Source organism: Dethiosulfovibrio salsuginis, from assembly GCF_900177735.1.
GTDB classification, from domain to species: Bacteria; Synergistota; Synergistia; order Synergistales; family Dethiosulfovibrionaceae; genus Dethiosulfovibrio; species Dethiosulfovibrio salsuginis.
This window is the reverse complement of sequence record NZ_FXBB01000021.1, coordinates 23,195-45,009: the sequence shown is the minus strand read 5'-3', so window position 1 is coordinate 45,009 and position 21,815 is coordinate 23,195. Positions and strand designations below refer to the sequence as shown.

At 55.8% G+C, this 21,815-nt stretch carries 21 protein-coding genes and 1 tRNA gene; 3 read left to right on the top strand and 19 right to left on the bottom strand.

Annotated elements, in window-relative coordinates; translation table 11 throughout:
* Positions 1–247: 247 nt before the first annotated feature.
* Together B9Y55_RS08600 and B9Y55_RS08595 are read right to left on the bottom strand one after the other, a co-directional pair.
* Entirely contained in the window at positions 248–1,882 is a 1,635-nt protein-coding gene (locus tag B9Y55_RS08600; RefSeq protein WP_085544947.1) for a carbon starvation CstA family protein, read from the bottom strand.
* A gap of 37 nt (positions 1,883–1,919) precedes the next feature.
* Positions 1,920–2,375: a hypothetical protein gene (locus tag B9Y55_RS08595; protein ID WP_085544946.1), complete on the bottom strand. Its 456-nt coding sequence runs from the start codon at positions 2,373–2,375 to the stop codon at positions 1,920–1,922.
* A 203-nt stretch (positions 2,376–2,578) separates the two neighbouring features.
* Here B9Y55_RS08595 and B9Y55_RS08590 point away from each other — a divergent pair.
* The 3 genes from B9Y55_RS08590 to B9Y55_RS08580 all read left to right on the top strand — a co-directional run bounded on the left by B9Y55_RS08590 (position 2,579) and on the right by B9Y55_RS08580 (position 3,290).
* Positions 2,579–2,653 (top strand) — tRNA-Val (locus B9Y55_RS08590).
* Between the two features lie 104 nt (positions 2,654–2,757).
* Positions 2,758–3,018: a type II toxin-antitoxin system RelB/DinJ family antitoxin gene (locus B9Y55_RS08585; RefSeq protein WP_085544945.1), complete on the top strand. Its 261-nt coding sequence runs from the start codon at positions 2,758–2,760 to the stop codon at positions 3,016–3,018.
* Positions 3,018–3,290, top strand: coding sequence for a type II toxin-antitoxin system YafQ family toxin (locus B9Y55_RS08580; RefSeq protein ID WP_085544944.1), 273 nt, complete (start codon positions 3,018–3,020; stop codon positions 3,288–3,290). The genes B9Y55_RS08585 and B9Y55_RS08580 overlap by 1 nt, the downstream gene beginning before the upstream one ends.
* Positions 3,291–3,341: 51 nt before the next feature.
* Here the strand turns inward: B9Y55_RS08580 and B9Y55_RS08575 are convergent, their stop codons facing one another.
* From B9Y55_RS08575 to B9Y55_RS08495, 17 genes are all read right to left on the bottom strand, one after another.
* The gene (locus B9Y55_RS08575) at positions 3,342–4,076 is read right to left on the bottom strand and encodes an NADH-quinone oxidoreductase subunit B family protein (protein ID WP_085544943.1); all 735 of its coding nucleotides are present in this window, start codon (positions 4,074–4,076) and stop codon (positions 3,342–3,344) included.
* A 17-nt stretch (positions 4,077–4,093) separates the two neighbouring features.
* Positions 4,094–5,566: a hydrogenase large subunit gene (locus B9Y55_RS08570; RefSeq protein ID WP_085544942.1), complete on the bottom strand. Its 1,473-nt coding sequence runs from the start codon at positions 5,564–5,566 to the stop codon at positions 4,094–4,096.
* The gene (locus B9Y55_RS08565) at positions 5,567–7,021 is read right to left on the bottom strand and encodes a proton-conducting transporter transmembrane domain-containing protein (RefSeq protein ID WP_085544941.1); all 1,455 of its coding nucleotides are present in this window, start codon (positions 7,019–7,021) and stop codon (positions 5,567–5,569) included.
* A 7-nt stretch (positions 7,022–7,028) separates the two neighbouring features.
* On the bottom strand, positions 7,029–7,661 hold the full coding sequence (locus tag B9Y55_RS08560) for a hypothetical protein (RefSeq protein WP_085544940.1): 633 nt from the start codon (positions 7,659–7,661) through the stop codon (positions 7,029–7,031).
* 7 nt (positions 7,662–7,668) lie between these two features.
* Positions 7,669–8,580, bottom strand: coding sequence for a respiratory chain complex I subunit 1 family protein (locus tag B9Y55_RS08555; protein WP_143340880.1), 912 nt, complete (start codon positions 8,578–8,580; stop codon positions 7,669–7,671).
* 5 nt (positions 8,581–8,585) lie between these two features.
* Positions 8,586–10,571, bottom strand: a complete 1,986-nt coding sequence (locus B9Y55_RS08550; RefSeq protein WP_143340879.1) for a proton-conducting transporter transmembrane domain-containing protein — start codon at positions 10,569–10,571, stop codon at positions 8,586–8,588.
* A 60-nt stretch (positions 10,572–10,631) separates the two neighbouring features.
* Positions 10,632–11,081: a GNAT family N-acetyltransferase gene (locus tag B9Y55_RS08545; RefSeq protein WP_085544938.1), complete on the bottom strand. Its 450-nt coding sequence runs from the start codon at positions 11,079–11,081 to the stop codon at positions 10,632–10,634.
* 74 nt (positions 11,082–11,155) lie between these two features.
* The gene (locus B9Y55_RS08540; protein ID WP_085544937.1) at positions 11,156–12,442 is read right to left on the bottom strand and encodes an adenylosuccinate synthase; all 1,287 of its coding nucleotides are present in this window, start codon (positions 12,440–12,442) and stop codon (positions 11,156–11,158) included.
* A 118-nt stretch (positions 12,443–12,560) separates the two neighbouring features.
* Complete coding sequence (locus tag B9Y55_RS08535; protein WP_085544936.1) at positions 12,561–13,808, bottom strand: S41 family peptidase; 1,248 nt, start codon at positions 13,806–13,808, stop codon at positions 12,561–12,563.
* Positions 13,809–13,827: 19 nt separating this feature from the next.
* Entirely contained in the window at positions 13,828–15,018 is a 1,191-nt protein-coding gene (locus B9Y55_RS08530; RefSeq protein ID WP_085544935.1) for a murein hydrolase activator EnvC family protein, read from the bottom strand.
* A 12-nt stretch (positions 15,019–15,030) separates the two neighbouring features.
* Positions 15,031–15,915 carry a cell division protein FtsX gene (locus B9Y55_RS08525; protein ID WP_085544934.1) on the bottom strand — a complete coding sequence of 295 codons (885 nt, stop codon included), beginning with the start codon at positions 15,913–15,915 and terminating at the stop codon, positions 15,031–15,033.
* Complete coding sequence (locus tag B9Y55_RS08520; protein WP_085544933.1) at positions 15,902–16,597, bottom strand: cell division ATP-binding protein FtsE; 696 nt, start codon at positions 16,595–16,597, stop codon at positions 15,902–15,904. The genes B9Y55_RS08525 and B9Y55_RS08520 overlap by 14 nt, the downstream gene beginning before the upstream one ends.
* Position 16,598: 1 nt before the next feature.
* Entirely contained in the window at positions 16,599–17,537 is a 939-nt protein-coding gene (locus B9Y55_RS08515; protein ID WP_085544932.1) for a transketolase family protein, read from the bottom strand.
* Positions 17,530–18,336, bottom strand: coding sequence for a transketolase (locus B9Y55_RS08510; protein WP_234986186.1), 807 nt, complete (start codon positions 18,334–18,336; stop codon positions 17,530–17,532). The genes B9Y55_RS08515 and B9Y55_RS08510 overlap by 8 nt, the downstream gene beginning before the upstream one ends.
* On the bottom strand, positions 18,333–19,346 hold the full coding sequence (gene csaB / locus B9Y55_RS08505; protein ID WP_143340878.1) for a polysaccharide pyruvyl transferase CsaB: 1,014 nt from the start codon (positions 19,344–19,346) through the stop codon (positions 18,333–18,335). Before csaB ends, B9Y55_RS08510 begins: the two co-directional genes overlap by 4 nt.
* Complete coding sequence (locus B9Y55_RS08500; RefSeq protein WP_085544930.1) at positions 19,316–21,229, bottom strand: DUF5693 family protein; 1,914 nt, start codon at positions 21,227–21,229, stop codon at positions 19,316–19,318. The genes csaB and B9Y55_RS08500 overlap by 31 nt, the downstream gene beginning before the upstream one ends.
* Complete coding sequence (locus B9Y55_RS08495; protein WP_234986185.1) at positions 21,226–21,813, bottom strand: Maf family protein; 588 nt, start codon at positions 21,811–21,813, stop codon at positions 21,226–21,228. The genes B9Y55_RS08500 and B9Y55_RS08495 overlap by 4 nt, the downstream gene beginning before the upstream one ends.
* Positions 21,814–21,815 lie beyond the last annotated feature (2 nt).

Here is a 21,815-nt window from a genome sequence, read left to right as displayed (position 1 = left end):
GCCCAATCGTATACTCGACCTGCCTGTTCCGTACGAACCGCCTCGGAGGGCACGTCCTGTGCCCCCTCGGCTTGGGGCGACGTCCTGTCGCCCCATTCGACTACACGACGGCATGTCGAGTATACGGGCTCTGGGCTCCGTCGGAACGATCTCTCCGAGGATTAGAGTTTTTAGAGGTGCCCATAGGAAAAACGACGAAGCCAACAGGGAGATTATCTCCCTGTTGGCTTCGCTCTACCTTGAAAAGTTAAATAGACTTTTCCCTCAGGGCCTTAAATGCCTCTAACACCAGCATGACAGCCAGGACCAGCAGGATCCCCGCGACTCCGGCGAGAAGGTAATTAGGCTGAGCGGAGGTCAGCCAGCCTTTGAGGAGTATTATCAGGGCAAAAAGGGTCGTAACCAACATAAACCAGAAGGGAGCCATGACGAAGTTGCCGTTTTTCTTGAGCCCCTTTATGACCCACACGCCGATGGCGAGAAGGGCGAGAGCGGCGACCATCTGGTTTGCCGCACCGAAGATAGGCCATATGGCGAGCCATGCGGGCACCGGGTTCCCCGCCGCGTCGTGGGTCTTGACCATGACCAGGGCGAGGGCTGCTACGACGGCGATAACCGTGGCGACGTACTTGTTTATCTTCATCCCCGATATCTCCTGAATCTGATACCGAGCGAGACGGGTCGCTGTGTCAAGGGAGGTCAGAAGGAAGCTGTTTATGGCGATAGCACCAAGCCTGGTACCGAGCTCCGGATCTATTCCGACGATAGAGGCGAACTGTCCAAAACCCTGGGAGAAGGTCACCACAGGGCCGCCTTTAACTATAGAGCCGGCTACCATCACCGTACCGATCGCTATGCAGGCCACCAGCCCCTCCATGAGCATAGAGCCGTAACCTACTACCGTGGCGTCGGTCTCTCTGCGAAGCTGTTTGGAGGTAGTGCCGCTTCCAACCAGAGAGTGGAAGCCCGAAATAGCTCCGCAGGCCACTATGACGAACATCATCGGCCAAAGAGGCTGGCCGGAGAAACCTATATAGCTTACGTCGGCTTTGATCATAGGAATGGCGCCGCTGTTGAACTTGCTTCCGAAGAGCATCCCTATAGCACCGATAATAACGGCGAAGTAGAGGAAGTAGGACGCAAGATAGTCACGAGGCTGAAGGAGAAGCCACACAGGCAACACCGAAGCCGCCAGGATATACACCGCCAAGATGTAGTTCCACGTGGTGTTAGGCAGCTTGAAGAGGGTAATTATGGTCTCGCTATCGGAGCCCTTCACACAGGCCGTCCCGACGATCGCCAGCATAACGACGGTGACGATCCACAGAGGAACGTGAAACTTGTAGATAAGGAGTCCTGAGATCACCGCCATGGCGATGTAGAGACACCCGACGAAGGCGACGATCGGGTCAGCGGCGAAGGTGTTGGCTGAGAGGACCAAGAACACCGCTACGACCAGTATAAGGGCCAGTATGGTGAACCACAGGAAGAGGATCTTTCCTTTGTGGCCTATCCATCTCTCTATGACCTCACCGATGGACTTTCCGTCGTGTCTCATGGAGGCCACAAGGGCGCCCATATCGTGAGGACCGCCGAGGAAAGTGGACCCTATAATGCACCACAGAAGGGTCGGAAGCCAGCCAAACATGGCGGCGGCGGCGATAGGACCGGTTATAGGACCGGCCCCGGCGATGGAAGCAAAGTGATGTCCCAGAAGCACCGCAGGATGGGCAGGACAGTAATCTATCCCGTCGAACAGACACTCCGCAGGAGTCTGCTTGCTGTCGTCGAGCTGATAAACATCAGCCATAAAGGCACCGTACACCTTGTAGCTGACCACAAAAACCACAAAGGACACTATAAACATAAGAGCAAAAGTCACTTTTAAAACACCCCCTATATAATTAAAAGCAAAAGGCCTAAACCACGCTGGCGACCACCAAATCCACACCTCCTTTTTCGCCACTGTCTTTTACCGATTCCCACGCCTTGTCTATCAAAGGCGTTAGATCCTTTATCTTTTTGTATCCCTGTCCCATAGGGGCGTAGCTGTATGTCTCAAGGTATCCCCTGAACCCCAGGGCGAAGGCCTTTACCTTTTTCTCGAAACGATCCTCAGGGGAGACGAAGATAACCCTCTGGATCATGACGTCTTTCACCGGAGACCAGGTTTTCCTGACCATCTCCAGGGAGGAAGGATCGTACCGCCAGACGATATAGTCGTCGGCACAGTACCGGGCCACCTCGCCCATAAGCCCCGCCTTGATGAAAGTCACCCTGCGAAATACTCCCTCCATCCCCTGGTCCGCCCAGGGCTCAAACCGCCAGCATTCCCAGATATCCCAGGGCTTGGACAGAACGGAAAAATCCACCAAAAAAACCACCCCTCTCTGTACACCTTATACAACATACACCTTGTTCACAGGTGAACTATACCACCATTTAGGGCTTTCTTCCAAGAGGGAATATTCGACCACTCCATCAGTATACTTCCACCTGTCGCTTTAGTGAAGGGCCATTTTCCGCCCAGGGGTTGCATTATTTCAACAGGGGGGATATAATTCTCATCGTCTCATACGGGCGGCTAGCTCAGCGGTAGAGCACTTCCCTCACACGGAAGGGGTCACAGGTTCGAACCCTGTGTCGCCCACCATAGATAGCAGAGGCCCCGGCGAACTCGCCGGGGCCTTTTTTGATGTTTACCTTGACCTCACTAAAACTCGTTGCTACAATGTGATCACAAAGGAGGCGATAAACATGACGACTTGCGACAGCTCTATCAGAGTTCGTATCGACAGCGAAACGAAGAGAAAGGCGTCGGAAGCCCTGTCTAAAATGGGACTTTCGGTTTCGGATGCCGTCAGGATGACCTTGGTCCAGATCGGAGCAAACGGGAAACTTCCGTTTACCGTGGAGATACCTAACGGCAGAACCGTACAGGCCATGGAGGAGGTGGCTTCTGGAGATGGGGCGGAATTTGAATCGCTCGACGAGCTTTACGAAGACCTTGGGATATAATGCCAAAACTGAAACGCTCAAGCCAATTTAAGCGAGACGTAAAGCTACAGATAAAAAGAGGCAAGGATATAGAAAAGCTAAAAAATATACTCAATATCCTGGCTTCCATCGGAGAAGTTCCGACCCAGTATAACGATCATCCGATGCTAGGCAATTGGGACAACCACCGCTCTCTCCACATAGAGCCCGATTGGATATTGATATATAAGCTCGACGAAGAGGGAGTTTCTTTGATCAGAACAGGAACACACTCAGACATACTGAAGAGGTGAGCCCCAGCTTAAGCGGGGGCTCACCTCTTTTGCTATGCACAATTGAGACAATCACTCCTTCACCTTTCCCAAAAAGCGGAGCATTCCGTCCAGTATAGTGAGAGGGTGAGGAGGGCAGCCCGGTATGTACAGGTCCACCGGGACGGGGAAGCCCTCCTTAGACGAGGCTGTCACCGTGCATGAACCTACCGCTATGACGAACTTAGGCTCCGGTATGGCCCGGTAGGTCTCGACGACCGCCTCCACCATGTTGGTGGGCACCGGGCCTATGATTATCATTCCGTCGCAGTGCCTAGGGGAAGCGGCGTAGTTTATGCCGAATCGGCTGAGATCCCAGGCCAAGGTGTTTAGTACGTTGGTGTCCGCCTCGCAGGCCCCACAGCCTCCGGCGCTTACCACCCGGATCGAAAAGACCTTTCCGTAGAGGTCGGCGGCTCTGTCGTTGTAGGCGGAAGGGGCTGCACCGTCTCCCAAGGAGATAAGCCCCTCCCTGGTGGAGGACCCCAGGCGGTGGTCCTGTCCGAAAGACAGGGCCCCTTTTGGGCAGGCCCTCTGACACTCACGACAGAAAAGGCACTTGCCCAGGTCGATAGTCAGATTATCCGCCTTCTCGACGGCACCGGAGGGACAGGAGTCGACACAGGGGCCGGGACAGGTGGAGCAAATAGACTGATCTATCACCGGCAATCCGGCAAACCGGTCGGGCAAAGTCGGAGGAGGACCATCAGGATAGGTCATGGTCTTGTTCCCCTGTTTTGCCCTCACCGAAAGGATATCAAAAAACATCAAATCGCCTCCAAGGCCTAAAGGTCGAAACCGCAGTAGGATAGGTTGAAGCTCTTGTTGCACAGGGGAAAGTCGGAGATCGCCCTGTTTCTCATGGACATGGCCAGACCCGTCCAGTTGTGAAAACTGGGGTCCACTATCCGATAGTCCTCCACCAGACCAAGCTCGTCGGTGACGGCGACGTGAACTATCTCCCCTCTCCATCCCTCGGTCATGGAGATAACCATAGAGGACCGCTTCAAATCCCCTACAGGGGACGTAATAGCCGAGTCGGGCAGGTCGGACAGCAGCGATTCGACGTAGTCGAAGGAGTTCTCTATCTCCATCCACCGAACCTTGGCCCGAGACAGGACGTCGCCTCCTTTTTCCACCGCTATTTTCATAGGACAGGGCCGATAGGACCAGTAGGGGAACGAAAACCGGACGTCCCGGAGGGATCCGCAGGCTCTGGCCGCCGGGCCGACCAGCCCTAGGGACTCGCAGTCCATTGGGGAGAGCATTCCGGTGTTCTCGAACCGGGCCATAACGGTAGGGGTCTTCCACAGAAGGCCTATGGCGTCCCTGGCCTGGGAGCGAATTTTGGCCATTCGCTCAAGCAGCGAGGCGACCATGGTATCGTCTATATCCCACAGGACCCCTCCTGGACGGAAAAGCCCTCTGGAAAAACGGTTTCCACACAGCGAGGCGGTGAGGTTTAGAACATCTCCCCTGATCCTGCCGCAAAACGAAGATGTAGGGAGATAGCCTACGTCGCCGGCCATGGCCCCTAGGTCTCCTATATGGCAGGCTATTCTCTCCAGCTCCTGGGCTATACACCTTATGGCGCAGGCTTTAGGCTCCACCTCACAGGACGACAGGGCCTCTATGGCCCCGCAGTAGGCACCACCGTGACCGGCGGTGCAGTCTCCCGACACCGACTCGGCCACTATAGCCTGCCTTACCGATCTGCCCCCTCTAAAAACCCTCTCCAGACCTCTGTGCTGGTAACCGAGGGATATCTCCAGGTTGAGGACTATCTCGCCGTGACACTGAAACCTAAAGTGCCCTGGCTCTATAACCCCAGCGTGAACCGGCCCTACGGCGACCTCGTGGACCTCCTGACCTCGAACCTCGAAAAAGTCCATCTTCCCTACGGAGCTTCCTAGAGCTCCGCCTTCGGGAAACCTGACGGGCTTCAGCCAGGGATGGCCCTCAGGGGTAGGGCCTCCCCTCTCGGCTATATCCCTCTCAAACAGGTGAGCCTGAGGACAGGAGGGGGTCAAAGACCGATAAGAATCCCCTTTAACCTCCCCCATAGCCACCGAGAGGGAGCCTTTAGAGTCGTCGGCTAAAACCGCACAGAGGGTCCTGTTTTTGCGGTAAAAGAGCGAGATCAACCGCTCACCCTGTACGACTCCGTCGGCGACCCAATCCAGAAAGTCCTCCACAGGCCGTACGGTCACCTGGGAAAGAGGAAAAGCCACCATGTTTCTCGTCGAATAACAGTACATCTAAATACCTCCCAATATCGCCGAAGCGGCGCTCTCTATGAGACGGCAAAGAGGAGCGGGAGTCCAGATCCCCAGGGCGAGGGCCGTCCCACAGAGGATCATAGGAGGCAGGTCCTCCCAGACTATCTTTCGACCGGAAGGAACGTCCAGACCAGGGGACACGTCGCCGAACACCATGGATATAACCGCCTTCCACATCCCGATAAATACCATAGAGAGCCCTAGAAGGAGGATTCCCATGACTAGCCACCTTCCCTGAGACCCTAAGGACGATAGGATCATCATCTCGCTGAAGAAGGTCCCAAAAGGAGGAAGTCCGCATATGGACATAAAACCACCTATCCAAATAGCCCCTGTGACCGGAGCAAGGCGGATCAGCCCCGAGACGGAAGCGATAGCCTTGGTGTGGTACAGGCTCAGCACCGACCCGGCGACGAAGAACAGAGAGCCTTTAGTTAGGGAATGGTTAAGGGCGTGAAAGAGTCCTCCTGTCCCGGCACCAACCCCTACCGCTATAGCCAGTATACCCATATGCTCCACGGTAGAGTAGGCAAGAAGCCGCTTAAACCCCGATTGTTTGAGAACCATACACCCCGACATGATCACCGAGAGGACCCCGAAGGCGATCATCAAGGTTCTCCAGTAATAGCCCATGCCGGCCCCATTTAAGATAGATCCCGTCCTTATTATCCCCAGCAACGCACAGTTACACAGAGCACCGGAAAGCAACGCCGATACCGGAGAGGGAGCTTCGCTGTGAGCGTCGGGCAACCAGGTATGCATAGGTGCGAGACCCATTTTGGTTCCGTATCCCACCAGGATAAAGGCGAAGGCTATCTTCAGCCACAGAGGGTTCAGCCCTATCCCCTGCTCCGCCAGGCCCTGGAAGGTCATAGGTATAGAGTGTCCACCGCCGGGGAATAGGGATGACACCGCAAGGGCGGTGTTTCCCACCAGAGCCATAGCGATCCCTACGGAACAGATCAGGAGATACTTCCAGGCGGCCTCCAGAGCTCCAGGGGACCTCTGATAGGCTATGAGAGGGGCGGTAGCCAAGGTAGTGGCCTCTATGGCCATCCAGAAAACCCCTGTATGGTGGCTGACGATAACCAGGGTGGTAGTAGCCAGAAAAATGAGCATCGAGGCCACGAAAACCGACTCCCTGGAAAAAGGCCTCTCCGAGTCGGGGAACCTATGGCCTTTGAGGTACGCCACCGTCGAGAAAGAGCCTAAAAAAAACAGCGACGACGTTATGAGCAGAAAAAACAACGAAAGCCCATCTACGGCTATCCAGCTCTCCACAGGAAGATCGTAGCCTTTTGACCACAGGGAGAACACCCCTATCGTATGGGCAAAGGACACCGAAACCAACATAGCTCTCCTGATAGGAGACCAGGGAACGACGAAACTCACAAGCCCGGAGATAAAGGGCAAAAGCACTATAATCCAGATCATATCAAAATCAGTCCTTCAGCTCGGACAGTCTATCCACGTCGATGTGGTTAAACTCCCGCCTTATATGGAGGATAATCACTCCCATTACGAATACCCCGACGAACAGGTCCAGAAGCACCCCTGCCTCGACGATAAGAGGGCTATGGATTGCAAGGGCGGGGCCTAATACGTAAATTCCGTTCTCCATGACCAGATAACCTATGGCCTGGGATATGGCTTTTTTCCTCGAGACCACCAGAAACAGCCCTGCTATCATCGACAGAAGGGCCACAGTAAGGGCGGGCTCCAGAACACCGGAGGGGAGAGGGAGCTTCACCGAAACCCAAAAGGAAAAACCTATCGCTATGAGGCCTATAAACAGCGACTTTCTGTAGCCTACCATAGGCTCAAGCTCCCTCCTTATACCGACGGACTTTAGCGCCTTGAACATCACCGCAGGGAGAATTATCGCCTTGATCAAGCCCGTCACCGCCAGGAAGACCCATCCGCCCCAAGAAAAACCGCCCTCAGGATAAAGTGCCACCAGACAGACCACCAACAGGCCCTGTACTCCGACGGACCTTATAAGGCTGTCGACTCTGGAGGTGGCGAACATATTCAGATTCACCAGCAAAAGCAGGGCTATAAGAAACTGACTCATGACAGGATCACCTCACGACCCACATAATCCACAGAGTGGACATAACGAAGCCTACCGCCAAAAACTGGGGGATTCGGCCCATCTTAAGGCGAGCCATAGAGGACTCCACCAGCCCTAAAGCGACCTGCAATCCCAAAAGACAGAGCAGCGACAGAGCCACATCGAGAAACAGAGAACCGCTCCCTCCGGGATAGACCAAACCGGTGATCAGAAGGCCCATGGTCCACAGCTTCAGAGCTCCACCGTACTCTATGAAAGCCAGATCCACGCCGCAGTGGTCCAGCACCATCACCTCGTGTATCATGGTCAGCTCCAGGTGAGTAGTGGGATCATCCACAGGGATACGGGAGTTCTCGGTGAGGTAGACGATGACGAAAGACGCCAGGATAAAGATCATAGCGGGTAAGTTGGCCCCCAGAAAAGCGGCCCCTCCTATACCGCCGTATATGCCGCTCAGAGACAGAGATCCGGTTATAGCACCCAGTCCCGCTACCCCTAAGAGCAACGACGGCTCGGTCAGTGCGGAGAAAAAGGCCTCTCTGTTGGCCCCCATGCCCTCAAAGCTGGACCCTGTGTCCATAGCCGCCAAGACGGTGAAGTATCGGCCCACCCCCAGGAGATAAGCCATGAGGATTACGTCACCGTCGAAGTGGATCAGCGAGGGTCTACCGGCAAAGGGAACCAGACAAAGGGCCCCAAAGGCCGTAGCCAGGGAGACCACCGGGCCAGCCCTGAAGACCCAGGTAGTGCCGTCTCCGTACACCGCCCCTTTGGACAGAAGCCTGAGCAAAGAGCGATAGGGAAGGAGGAGAGGAGGTCCCTGCCTTCCGGCCATCGCCGCCTTGGTCCTGTTTACGACGGTCCTCAGAAAAGGAGCTCCCACCAGGGCCATCGCCACCGCCAGGATCGAAAAAAACAACTCCCCTACCATAGCAGGCTCCAGGTGAGAACGGCCACCAGGGCCACAAAGACGTAAAACACGTACAGGTGGGTTCCACCGCTGTGGAGCTTTTTAATTTCCTGAACCACCTTCATCACCGTCCCAAACATAGGATCGTAAAGATATCGCTGAAAAACCCCTGTGCTCTCGGTCCAGAAGCTGGAGGGCCCGGGGAAATAGCCCTCCGGCCATGACCCACCGATATGGGAGCGTAAAAAGGAGCTAAAAGCCACCAACACAGGCTGGGAAAAAGACGAACCGGTGTACTGCATCCTAGGGGAGGGACAGCTATAGCCACATCCCCACACAGGGCCGTACGACACCGACCTGCCTTTCTGAAGCCTCGCCCTGAGGCTGTACAGTCCAAAGACCACAGCTAGCAGCCCTATGGAGAGCACCGCCACGTTCATATACACCTTGGATATCCTTATGACCGACATCAGGCTGCTTTGGTGTAGGCCGATAGGATGGATCGACGACGCCACCGCCCCGGCCAGCAGGATGGACAGGGAGCCGCAAAGTCCAAGGGCGAGGCAGAAAGCCGCCAGAGACAGCATAGGCAAGGTCATGAAAGGCCCTGGATCCTCGGTATAGCCCAGATCGGACCGGGGCTGGCCGGAGAAAACCGTGCCATAGGCCTTCAGGAAGGCCATGGCGGCCAGCCCTCCTATGAGGGCCAAAGAGGAAATAGCGACGAAGCCGCCTATCCTCAGGCCCACTGATGAAAGCTCCTGAGGCACCACCGTCCAGTAGGACGCCTTGTATATCAGGAACTCACCGACGAAACCGTTAAAAGGCGGGAGGCCGCAAACGGAGAGACAGAGAGGGAGAAAGGCAAGGCCCGACTTAGGCATGGTCCTGTAGAGCCCTCCGAGGAGGTTCATGTCCCCTGTGCCGGTGGCCTTTATCACCGATCCCGCCGCCATAAAGAGGCCGGCCTTGAATATAGAGTGGTTGAGGCAGTGAAGCAACGCTCCACAGACGGCTATGATACCTATGGATCGGTCGTATCCCGCTCCAAGGGCCCCGATTCCAAGCCCTATCAGGACTATACCTATATTTTCCACCGTGCAGAAGGCCAACAGTCTTTTGAGATCCTTTTGCACCACCGAGTGAATCACCCCGCCTATGCCGGATATGACACCCAGTATCAACAGGGTCCAGCCCCACCACTGAGGCCAGACCTCGGCCATCGTCATAATCCTGACGACGCCGTATATGCCGGTTTTTACCATGACGCCGCTCATCATCGCCGATCCATGAGAGGGAGCGGCAGGATGGGCCTCAGGAAGCCAGAGGTGAAGGCCAAAGAAACCGGCCTTAGCCCCAAATCCGATCACCGCCAGGGCGAATACCAAATCCGCAACCCCGGCCAGACCGCCGAAGGAGCTGAAATCGTATGAGCCTGTTTTCCCTCCGAGCAGGAAGAACATAAAAAACAAAAAGGCGGTTCCTAGATGGGTCGCGATAAGATAGACCCAACCGGCCCTCCTGCTACCCTCTTTGTGGTGATCGAACATGACCAGGAAAAACGCGGCCATAGACATTATCTCCCAGGAGAGAAGGAAGAGAATCCCATCGTAGGATATCAACACCATGAAAATACCGCCGGAGAGGATCTGGAGGCAAAAGCCCATCCAGGAACCGCCGGAGGTCTCGCCTCTGTCCCTCAGATATCCTCTGCCGTAAAAGGCCACAGCAGGCGATATCAGAGAGAGGATCAGGACGAACCAACCGGACAGGCCGTCCATACGGAGGTGAAAGGAACCTACAGGTATAGCCCAGGGAACCTGAATATCGACGATAGTCCCTCTTAAGAGCACCGATATCAGAGGCAAGGCGACCATGGCGGAGGATAAAACCGTGGAAACAGGCACTATCCAACCTCCAGGAGCCCGCCTCCCAAAGCACAAAGCCCCTAAGGCGGACAAAAAGTACAGGGCAACAGATCCTAACAGCAAAAACTCCACGACAAAAACGTCCTTTCTGAAATATGATGTCAAATTGGAGGACACAGCGGACAGATTATACTACCAAAGCTCTAAAAACATCCTTATTCCATCCTCTCCGTTTGAATAATAGTTGATCAAAACCTCTCTCTGCCTGAACCCTAAGGCTCGGTAGAACTCCAAGGCCCCTCGGTTAGAGGCCCTTACGGACAGGAATATCCGAGAACATCCCCTCTCGTCGGCGAAGACCGACGCCGCCCCTATAAGCTGACTTCCGACGCCCCACCTGCGCCTTTCGGGATCCACGGAGAGCTGCAATACCCACAGGTCCTCTGCTCTAGGCTCTAAGGCGACAAATCCGACCATCCCACTTTTATAGAAAGCCCCTAGATACACGACCTCTCCCTGTCGTTCCCTCATGTCCTTCAATATAGCCTCCAGAGGCCAGGGGGCGGGCTGGGAGAGAAGGTCTATCGCCGCGATCTCTCTGGCCCTTCCCTCATCGCAGAAATCTATGTCCACCAGTATCACTATAACCCCTCCTGAAGAGAAGAAAAGGCGAGACCCTAGGGCCTCGCCTGTACGTGACTTTTTAGAGGTTTCCTTTAGATGCCTCTGAGGATCATCTCGTCCCTGGCGGGACCTACACCGATGAGGGCCGCCGGGACACCGGTCTCCTCCTCTATGTAGGAAACGTAGTTTCTGGCCGCATCAGGAAGATCCTCGAAGGTCCTGGCGGAGGAGATATCCTCCTTCCAGCCGGGAAAGACCTTGTAGACCGGCTCCACCTTCTCGAGAAAGGAGATATTGCCGGAGAAATCCTCGGTCTCCTTGCCGTCGACCTTATAGGCTACGCAGACTTTTATCTCGTCCAGACCGGTCAGAACGTCCAGCTTGGTCAAGGTCATGTGGGTCATGCCGTTTATCCTTACGGCGTACTTGAGGGCCACCATATCGAGCCATCCACACTTTCTGGGCCGTCCTGTGGTAGCTCCGTACTCGCCTCCGGCGTCTCTGAGCTTCTGTCCCATCTCGCCTTTGTCCTCCGTCGGGAAAGGCCCTTCACCGACTCTGGTTAGATAGGCCTTGACCACCCCGAAGACCCGGCTGATGTACTGAGGGGCCACCCCTAGTCCGACACAGCCTCCGGCGGAAGTCGGGCTGGAGCTGGTCACCATCGGATAGGTTCCGTGATCTATATCCAGAAGGGTTCCCTGGGCTCCCTCGAAAAGGACTGTCTGCCCCTTCTCGAGGGCCCTGTGGATGACCAAAGATACGTCGTCGACGTAGGGAGCCAGGGCCTCTCCCCAGGAGATCGCCTGACGGTAGACCTCGTCGAAGGAGACGGGGCTTTCGTCGTAGATCCTGGTGAACAGCAGGTTTTTCTCGTCCAGATTGCTCTGGAGCTTCTCCCTGAGGGCCTGGGGATCGAGAAGATCCTCCACCCTTATGCCGCATCGGTTATACTTATCCACGTAACATGGGCCGATGCCTCTGCCGGTGGTTCCTATCTTGGTTCCCTGAGGCCTAGAGGCCTCCTGAGCCTGATCCAGTTTTTTGTGGTAAGGCATAACCACGTGGGCCGAACCGCTTATGACTAGACGGGAACGATCCTTCCCCCCCGCCTGGAGGTCCGACAGCTCTTTGAGAAGCTGCTCAGGATCTATAACCACACCGTTACCTATAACACAGGTCTTGCCGGAGTAGAGCATCCCGGACGGCAGAAGGTGAAATACGTGTTTTTCACCGTTCACTATCACCGTATGGCCAGCGTTGGCTCCTCCCTGATACCGGGCGAAAACCTCGACTCTATCTCCAAGGGAGTCGACGATCCTTCCCTTGCCCTCGTCGCCCCACTGGGCACCTATGATGGCTTCAACTTTTCCCTTCAAGGCGTTTGCCTCCTCATTAAAGTGCCCCTTCGCCCAAAGAGACCCGGGGCCACTGGTATAGACTAGACAGCTTTTCAATAATAACCTCTCTTGGGAGCTTATGCAACCGAACTAAAGTCTAGGATTCATGGTCCTCCGAAACCACCAGGAAAGAAAGGTCACCGGACAGAGGAAGAACTACCTTGCCCTCTTTGATGGCGGTCATAAGCCTCTGAGCACCTTTAAGCTGGACGTCTTTGTCCTTCTCCCTGGACCAGTCTCCCTTTACGTCCAGATCGGGGGATATCCCTAGATGGTCTATTATGGTGCCGTTAGGGGTGTGATATCTGGCGATGGTCACGTAGAGGGCGGAACCGTCCATCAGGTTGAACAGGGTCTGGACCGACCCCTTTCCGAAGGATTTCCTCCCCACCAGAAGGGCCCTATCCCTGTCTCTGACCGCACCGGCGACTATCTCCGACGCGCTGGCGCTGCCCTCGTTTATGAGGACCACCAGAGGAAGGTCGGTGAGCACTCCGGGAGTGGCAAAAAGCTCCTCGTTGGCCCGATCGACCCGGCCCTTAGTTCCCACCACCAGCCCTCCGTCGAGGAACATATCGGATATCTCCACTGCTGCGTTTAGAAGCCCTCCACCGTTGTTTCTGAGGTCCAAGATAAGTCCTGTAGCTCCCTGAGCTTTGAGCTCGATAATGGCCTTGCCGACGTCGGAAGGGCTGGTGTCTTTAAACTGAGAGAGCCTTACATACCCTATATCGTCGCTTAACATCTCGTAACGGACGGACTCGAGCTTTATCTCCTCTCGAACCATATCCTTTTTGAGGAGATCCTGCTCCCCTTCCCGCCTTATCCATATGGTGACCGGGGTCCCTGGCTCTCCTCTCAGGTTTTCGACGACCTGATGGAGATCCCAGCCGATAACCACCTCGTCGCCGATTTTGACGATCTGGTCCTGAGGCTTGAGGTCCGCCTTCTCCGCAGGGGTCCCCTCTATAGGGCTTATCACCAGTATAGCCCCGTCCCTCTGGCCTATGTATATTCCTAGACCACCGTACTTTCCCCTCAGATCGGTCTGCTCCTGCTCGAGCCTCTCAGGATCGACAAAGCGGGTATAGGGATCGCCCCAGGCTGACACCATTCCATCCACCGCGCCGTACAGCAGGTCCTTTTCGGTCACATCGTCGCTGTCGGCGTCCACCTGATAGGCCTCTATAATGGCTCTGGCCTGTTTCATCAGCCAGAGAGAATCCAGGTCGAAAGGAGCGACCCTGTCTATGTCCTTAAGGCCTCCTGCCTGGGCGGCGACTATTCCGGTGACAACACCGGCACCTATGAGAACTCCTATCAGCAGATCCCTAATTTTTTTCAAAAAATCCCCTCCTGTCAGATTATCTACCTAAATACTTGAGAGGATCTTTGGCATCTCCCTTTACCCTGACCTCAAAATGAAGGTGAGCGCCGGTGGTGACCCCAGTATCCCCTACGTTTCCTATATGCTGACCAGCGGCGACCCTCTGGCCCTCGGTAGCTATTATACGGCTGAGATGGGCGTAGACCGTAGAGTATCCCCCTCCGTTATCCAAAATGATAATCTGGCCGTATCCTCTGAGCCACCCGGCGTAAAGGACGTCTCCCGCTCCAGCCGCCTTGACTGGAGTCCCGTTAGGAGCGGATATATCTATTCCGGTATGAACGGTCTTGGTCTTAAACACCGGATGAACCCTGGTCCCAAAGCGGCTGGTTATCCTGCCTCTGACGGGCCACTGAAATTTACCACCGTGTTTAGGAAGGGGAGGTGCCTCAGGAGTTCCGGGCTTTTTAGCCCTCGCAAGCTCCTCTTTCGCCTTTATGTAGGCCTGAATCTTCGCCTGAATCTCCCTCTGGTCCTGCTCCGCCTCCTTGAGGCTCTGGCGATAGGCGTCCTGGTTTTCCCTCAGTTTTTTGAGCAAGCCGTTTCTCTCCGCCACCGCCTGTTCCAGCTTTTTTTTCTGGTTTGCCATCTGGCGTTTTTTGTTCTGGAGGTCCTTCTCCCTGGCGGCCAGACCGGCTATCAAGGTCCTGACCTGGGCGGTCTCCCTCTCCGCAGAGCCTATGAGCTCCTCGTCCTGGTTCGCCAGCCTTTTAAGCAGATATCCGGTGTTCATGGCGTCGGAGACGTTCTGGGAGGATAGAAGTAGATTTAGCTCAGCTGTCCCTCCGAACTTGTATATAGTCACAAGCCTCTCGGAGAGGAAAGCCTTTATCCTCTCGATCTCCTTCTCCAGCCTGGCGATATCCTTCTCCATAGCGGAGATCTCCCCGAGGACCTTTCGCCTCTGAAGCTCCAGGAGGGACATGCTCTGCTCCGCCGCCTTACGCTGTTGATCGAACTTGGAAAGCTCCTGAAGGTAGCTGGCCTCCCTGACCTTAGATGCCTTTAAAAGCTCCTCCTGCCTCCTGGCCTGACGATCCAGGATCTCCATACGCCTCTGCTCTTCCTTTATCTTACGGTCCAGATCCTCCGGAGTCTCCGCCCAGGAAGATCCGGCGAAAAGGGACAAAAGGACGAATAACGCTAAAAGGGGAAGTCTCTTGATCAAAAAAGCACCTCCTCACCAGGGTTTCAGCGCCTGAGCTATAAACCGACTTACAGCCATCCAGCTGCATATCCACCCCACCATAACTCCGGTACCGATCAATATACCGTAGAGCCTGTAAAGCAGCTCTCCCTCCTGAATAAACTGCAGGAGAGGCATCGTGGAGGACAGGGAAGCTATAACGTCGCCGTAAAAGACCTGAATCACCCCTACAGCGATCAGCGATCCGAATAAACCTATAAAGACCCCCTGAATGACGAAAGGAAGGACCACGTAAAGCCTGGTAGCCCCTACTAGAAGCATAACGGAGATCTCCTGTTTTCTAGAGTAAACAGCTATCCTGATGGTATTGAAAAGCACCAAGGCACTGACCACCACCGCCACCAACAGCACCGCCAGAGCTATCTTGCTTGAGGTAGCGGAGACCTTGGCCAGCCGCTCCGCAAGGGCACCGGCGTAGACCACGTCGTCCACCGAGCCGTGGGAAAGCAATTCCCTCACGATAGAGGGCACGTCCTGGGCCCTGTTGGAGCCTATCTCGACGGTCCAGGGGAGGGGGTTTTTACCTAAAAGGGTCACAGCCTTCGCCTGATTTCCCAGTTTAGCCTTAAGCTTCAAAAGGGCCTCATCAGGGGATATCAGCCTTACCGACGAAACCCACGGAAGGCTCTTCATCGCTCCTGCAACCGCCTTAGCGTCCCCCTCCTGATCTATAAAGGCCTGGATGGACAGGTCCCCCTCTATGGAGGACGTAACCTGATTCATATTCAGGGAGAAAAGGGCGGTTCCTCCTACCAAAAAGAACACCGCCGAAGCTGTGAGGAGGGTCAAAAAGCTGACCCCCCAGTGGGCCTTCATTATCCTGAAGGCGTCTCTGAAAGCGTATCTAAAGGTCGCCATCTATTTCGTACCTCCCTCCTCTCTCGTCACGGATAAGCCTGCCCTGACGGAGCACTACCACCCTCTGCCTGTAGGAATCGACCAGCCCTCCGTCGTGGGTAGCGACTATGACCGTCGTACCTGAGGCGTGAATGGAAAGGAGGAGCTTCAGGACCTGCTCCGCCGTATGGGGATCGAGGTTTCCGGTTGGCTCGTCGGCCAGAAAGAGAGGAGGAGAGCCCACTATCGCCCTGGCTATAGCCACTCGCTGCTGCTCTCCGCCGGACATCTGGGGAGGGTAGAGGTTTCTCCTGTGCCACAGTCCCACCCGATCCATGACGTCGTTGGTCCTCTCTTTTACCAGCTTTGGGGAAAACCCCATAGCCTCCAGTACGAAGGAAACGTTCTCCCACGCCGTGAGATGGGATAGTAGTTTAAAGTCCTGAAAGACTACGCCGATATCCCTCCTGTAGTGGGCCAGCTGTCCTCTTCTAATCTTTCTGAGGTTGATGCCTCCCACCGACAGCTGACCTCGACTGGGACGGACCTCTCTGGTGAGAAGCCGGAGCAAAGTGCTCTTCCCCGAGCCGGTCTCCCCTATAAGATAGACGAAATCCCCTCTAGGTATAGACAGGTAAAGGTCGCTGATGGCAAGTATATCGGGCTTAAACATCTTGGTGATTCCGGACATTCGGATATCCAAACTATCGCCTCCTCATCGTCCACGCTTCAACGGCGGCCCCCACTATCTGCTGATATGTCAAACCGTAGTACTCTAAAAGATCTCTCGGCGAACCGCTCTGACCCGGCCTGCCCTCGATAGATACAAATCGGCAGGAGACAGGATAGTTTTTGCAGAGCATAGAGGCCACCGCCTCCCCTAATCCTCCTCTGGAGCTATGCTCCTCCGCCACCACACAACAGCCCGTTCGGTGAACCGAATCCAGAATGGCCCGCTCGGGCAGAGGGGACAGAGAACGGCAGTCCAGCACCTCGGCGGTGATATCCTGCTGTGCCAAAATGGAGGCCGCTCTGAGAGCCTCGTGGACCATAATACCACAGGCACAGAGGGTGACGCCGTCTCCGGCTCTGAGGGAAACAGCGCCGAGAACCTCCGCCTGAAGGGACTGACCGTCGTAGACATCGGGCATATCGGTGGCCGAAAGCCTCACGTAGGCGGGCCCATCGGATTTATAGGCCTCCTTTAGGATAGGGCCGCAGGACAGGCCGTCGCAGGGAACCCACACCGACATCCCCGGAAGGGACCTCATCAGGGAGAGATCCTCCAGTATCTGGGAAACCGCCCCGTCCTCACCGGCGGAGACCCCTCCGTAAAAGGTCACCACCTTAACAGGTAGCCCAGGAAGGGCTACGGCGGTCCTGAGGGCATCGTAAGCCCTGCCCACAAGCCTGGAGGCGGTGGAGAAAACCCAGGGCTTCTTTCCCGCCGAGGCCATACCTGCGGCGGTGGAGACGAGGTCGAGCTCCGCCATGCCCAAATTAAAGCACCTATCGGGAAAGACCTTCTCAAAGCCGGAAAGCCAGGGGGAAACTCCGTCGGCCTTCAGGACCACCATGTTATCGTCCTCTTCCGCTAAACCGACCAAAGATCGGCAAAGAACGTCTTTTATCGTATCAGCCATTTAACTCACCTGCGTCGTCCAGTTCTTCAAGGGCCCTCTCCGCCTCTATTCGAGACATAGAGAGATCCCTTTCCTGATGGTCCTCGAAAAAGGAGATGCCTTTTCCCCTTTTGGTCTTAGCTATTACCACCGAGGGAACGTCACCGTCGCCACAGGAGGAAAAGGCCTGGGCCATGCTGTTGAAATCGTGGCCGTCACAGCGGGAGACCCTCCAGCCGAAGGAGGTAAACTTATCCCCTAACGGCTCTACCGCCTTCACCGAAGAAACAGGACCGGCCATCTGATCGCCGTTTTGATCCACAACCAGGACCACCGACCCCAGCTTTCGATAGGATGAGGTCATAGCGGACTCCCAGAGAGCCCCTTCCTGAAGCTCTCCGTCCCCTATGACGCAAAACACCCTCCCCTTAAGTCCGTCCATACGGTGGGCCATGGCTATGCCGTTGGCGATACCTAGTGCCAGACCGGGAGAGCCTGCGGAAGCGTCGACCCCTGGGGTTCGAGCTCCGTCGGGCCTGCCCTGTAGCAGAGCCCCGAGCTTCCGAAAGTTCCATAAAGCCTCTCGGTCAAAAAAACCTCTGTGGGCCAACACGGCGTAGAGGGCGGGGCAACCGTGGCCCTTTCCCATAACCAGCCTGTCTCTATCCGAGCCGGAAGGGTTTGCCGACATCTCCCTCTCGTAAAGGTAAACCAGGATATCCAGCACCGAAAGAGCGGAGGCCACGTAGCCCGACCGGGCGTTCCCGACCATTCTCACCACGTCTTTTCTCACCGATAAAGCTATATCGTCCAGATTCAAGGCTTAATCACATCCTTCCAGCAGGACCTAAAGACCTCTCCGGACATCTCCTTACAGCTCTCCAGCCAGCTAAAATCGGGGCCAGAGGGCTCTATTGTCCCTCCATGCCCTAGCACACCGTAACCTACGGAAGAGCCGTAGTCCCTCACCTTAGGATCGTAGGGGACCGCCACGCCGGGAATGCCGGAAAGGGAGGAAAGCACGTTAAAATGGAGCCTCATGCCTACGGAAAAACCACCGGAACGCCACACAGGGTGGTTAGCCCCGTCGGGCAGGACTATGTCCTCAAGATCTAACAAACCCTTTCCAACTAGTCCCTCCATGAGATCCCTATCCTCAGGGGCCATAGCCACCCCTACCGCCGTTAAAGACCGAGAGGACAGATAACCCCCTATGGCCCTGGCAGCCTCGATCTCAAGACGACCGTCCCAGGGCCTGAGGTTGACCAAAACCCGGTCTCCGTAGGCTCTCTCCAGAGAGAGAGCGGTGACAGGGTCGGGACACATCACCGCCTTTAGGCCCAGACGGTTCGCCAGAGCCATAGAGGACCTGTCCCTAAGGGCCAAAGACCTAACCCCCTTTAAAGCCAACCTCGCCATGGACCGGCCTGCAAAAGACGAAAGGGGGCCCAGAGAGTTTCCGTAAACCCAGGTGACACAGCCCGCCATACGGGCCAAGGCCATGACGCCGGAATAATAGGACACCGATCTGACGCTGGTGCTATCCTGAAACAGGCCCCCTCCTCCGAGGACGAGGCTTTGGGAGGATCTACAGAGCTCCCAGATATCCTTCGGAGACCACCTGCTTACCGACCTGACGCCATAGGTCCTTGAGGTGTGATCGGGATCGCCGGAGAGGACGGCCAGACGGTCTCTCCCCACACCTACCGAGGCAAAAAGATCGATCATGCCCTGCAAAAGTAGCTCGTCACCTAAGTTTTTCATACCGTAAAAGCCGCACAAAACCGCGGAGAAATGGCTCATTCCACCGACACCGACAGCTTTCTCCAAAGAGGCACGACCAGGAAAAACAGCAGGAGGACCGCTAAAAGCCCTATCGTGACACCTATCCACCAGCCGTTAAAGACCCGCCAAAGGGTTATAGGAAGCCTGGTATGGAAGTGGCAGAAAGTGTTCACCACCGAGGCGAAGCCCACCACCGCACCGAGACGAAAGACCTCCCTGTACCGAGGGATCCAGTCCTTCCTCCTTATAGCGCACCACAGGACCAGACAGGGATAGCCTAAAAAGACCTCTTTCGTCCTAGGTCTGGCGACCAGCCAGGCCTCCAGAGTGTCTCTCATCTGGATCTCCCAGGCTGGGACCGAACTGACGTTGCCGCTTCTGTAGACCATGAGCCCGGCGGCCATAACCAGTAACCCCGCCAGAAAGAGCTCTCCCCATATCGGGGGACGGCCTAGAAGCTCCCCTAAAGACTCGGGATACTCCCGCCTCCTCATATCGTGAAGCAACACCAGGACCAAAGGCAAAAAGAGGGTCAGCTTTACGCCGGAAAAGGTCTTGAGCCTCATCATATAAAGGGGAGAGCCATAGAAGGAGGCTATCGCCAGACCTCCTACGAGGGCCACGATCAGCCCTACTACGACCGCCCTGCCGGGCTTTCGCCAGTTATCCAGTGAGACCAAAGAGGCCTCGGTAACCACGAAAGCGGCCACCATCGCCCCTCCCAGACGGGAGACGAAGGAAAACTGCATGAGGGCGACGGCTAAACCGACCACCGCCAGGACGAAGGACAAAATCAGCTTGATGGAGACAGGACCATCGGCTCCGGCAAACCGTCGACCGACCGCCCAGACGCAGGCCAACCCCACCAGAGCCAGAGCCACCGCCCCTGTAGGGGACCAGCCCCAGTCGACCATCGGAGCGGGCCACCGGTCGTCTATGCCTCTTTTGGCGAGGATCTCCCTGAGCTCCTTGACGTCCGTACCGTATCGATCTAGAACCTGGTTGCCTCCCCCTAGAGGATCGACCCGGAAAAGCAACACCGACACCGACCTCTCCACCGACGCTCTGACCATACGATCGACGATGGTCTTACGGTCCAGCCTCCGGGAGGATATCTCCTCGTCGGTGACGCTGTGGACCGAGAGGACCCTGGGCCAGACGGACCACTGGAGAGGCTTATCGCCTATCTGTCTGGAAAACTCGACCTGGGCGACGAAAAGATTCCTCTCCTTTACGACCTCCACCAGACCGGAAATATCGGGATAACCTGCGACCATCTCGCCGGATGGGGCTAGGCCGATAACGTTGTTGTAACGCTCGCATATCAGCCGAACCGTATCGATCACCGTTTTAGAGGGCTCCATACCTCTAGGAGCTGGCCTGTATATAACCGGAAGGGATAGCTCTGAAGCCATATCGAGCCCTGCAAAGTCGGGTAAAACCCCTTTTAACGCCAGCTGTTCTCTGGTCTGAGGTATGACAAAAACACTGTGACCCTGGGCGACTACCGCTCTGCCTTTAGGGAAACGAAGCCCTAAAAACAGGCTCCATCTCTCCGCCATAGAGAAGTTCGACGGGAAAGACAGTGCGGTGCCGGTGAGATCGGCGGATAAGGCGGACCTCAGGGATCCGGGAAGATCCTCAAGGGGACCGTACCACAGGGGCAGTACACCGTTATCCAGCTCCTGACCGGTAACCTCGCCGACTATTATCCCCCTTACTCCCTGGTCCATAAGGGACCTAAGGGCCACAGACGAGGTCACCTCCCCCTGAGAGGCAAGGGCTGGAATCTGCTTCCAGTCGACGACTATAACCGACGACTTACGGGCGACCTCCGAGTTCCACCTGACAGCCAGCCCAGGTAAGCTGAGGGCAAGGCTGACCAAAAGGGATAGGGCAAAAAAACGCTTCCAGGAAAAGACCATCATAAATCGACCCCCCACTGAGAATCAAGGGAGCAGCCGAAAGCCCCCACCATAATCGAAAGCCTGTGGAGAGGGAGCCCTACGACGTTAAAATAGTCTCCCTCTATTCGGCTGACCAGGAGGGCCCCTAAGCCCTGAATACCGTAGGCACCGGCCTTATCCATGCCCTCCCCGGTCTCCACGTAAGCCTTTATACCATCGTCGTCGAGCTCACGGAAGGACACAGAGGTTATCTCCACATCGGAGACCACTCTGTTTCCCTGGGCGACGGCGACTCCGGTCATAACCAGATGGCTCCTACCGGCGAGAGACTTGACCATATCAAAAGCCTCATCTTGGGACGAAGGCTTGCCCAAAATCGTCCCATCCAATACCACCACCGTATCGGCGGCGATAACCATATCCTCGGAGGCGGAGTGGACAGAGCGCGCCTTCTCCGTCGCCAGCCTAACCACCGCACCCTGAGGGGATTCGGAGGGAGCTATTACCTCCTCGATCGACGAAACCTTAACGGAAAAAGGCCAGCCGAGGAGGGAGAGAAGCTCTCTCCTCCTGGGGCTGGCGGAAGCAAGAATAACCGAGCGCAAAT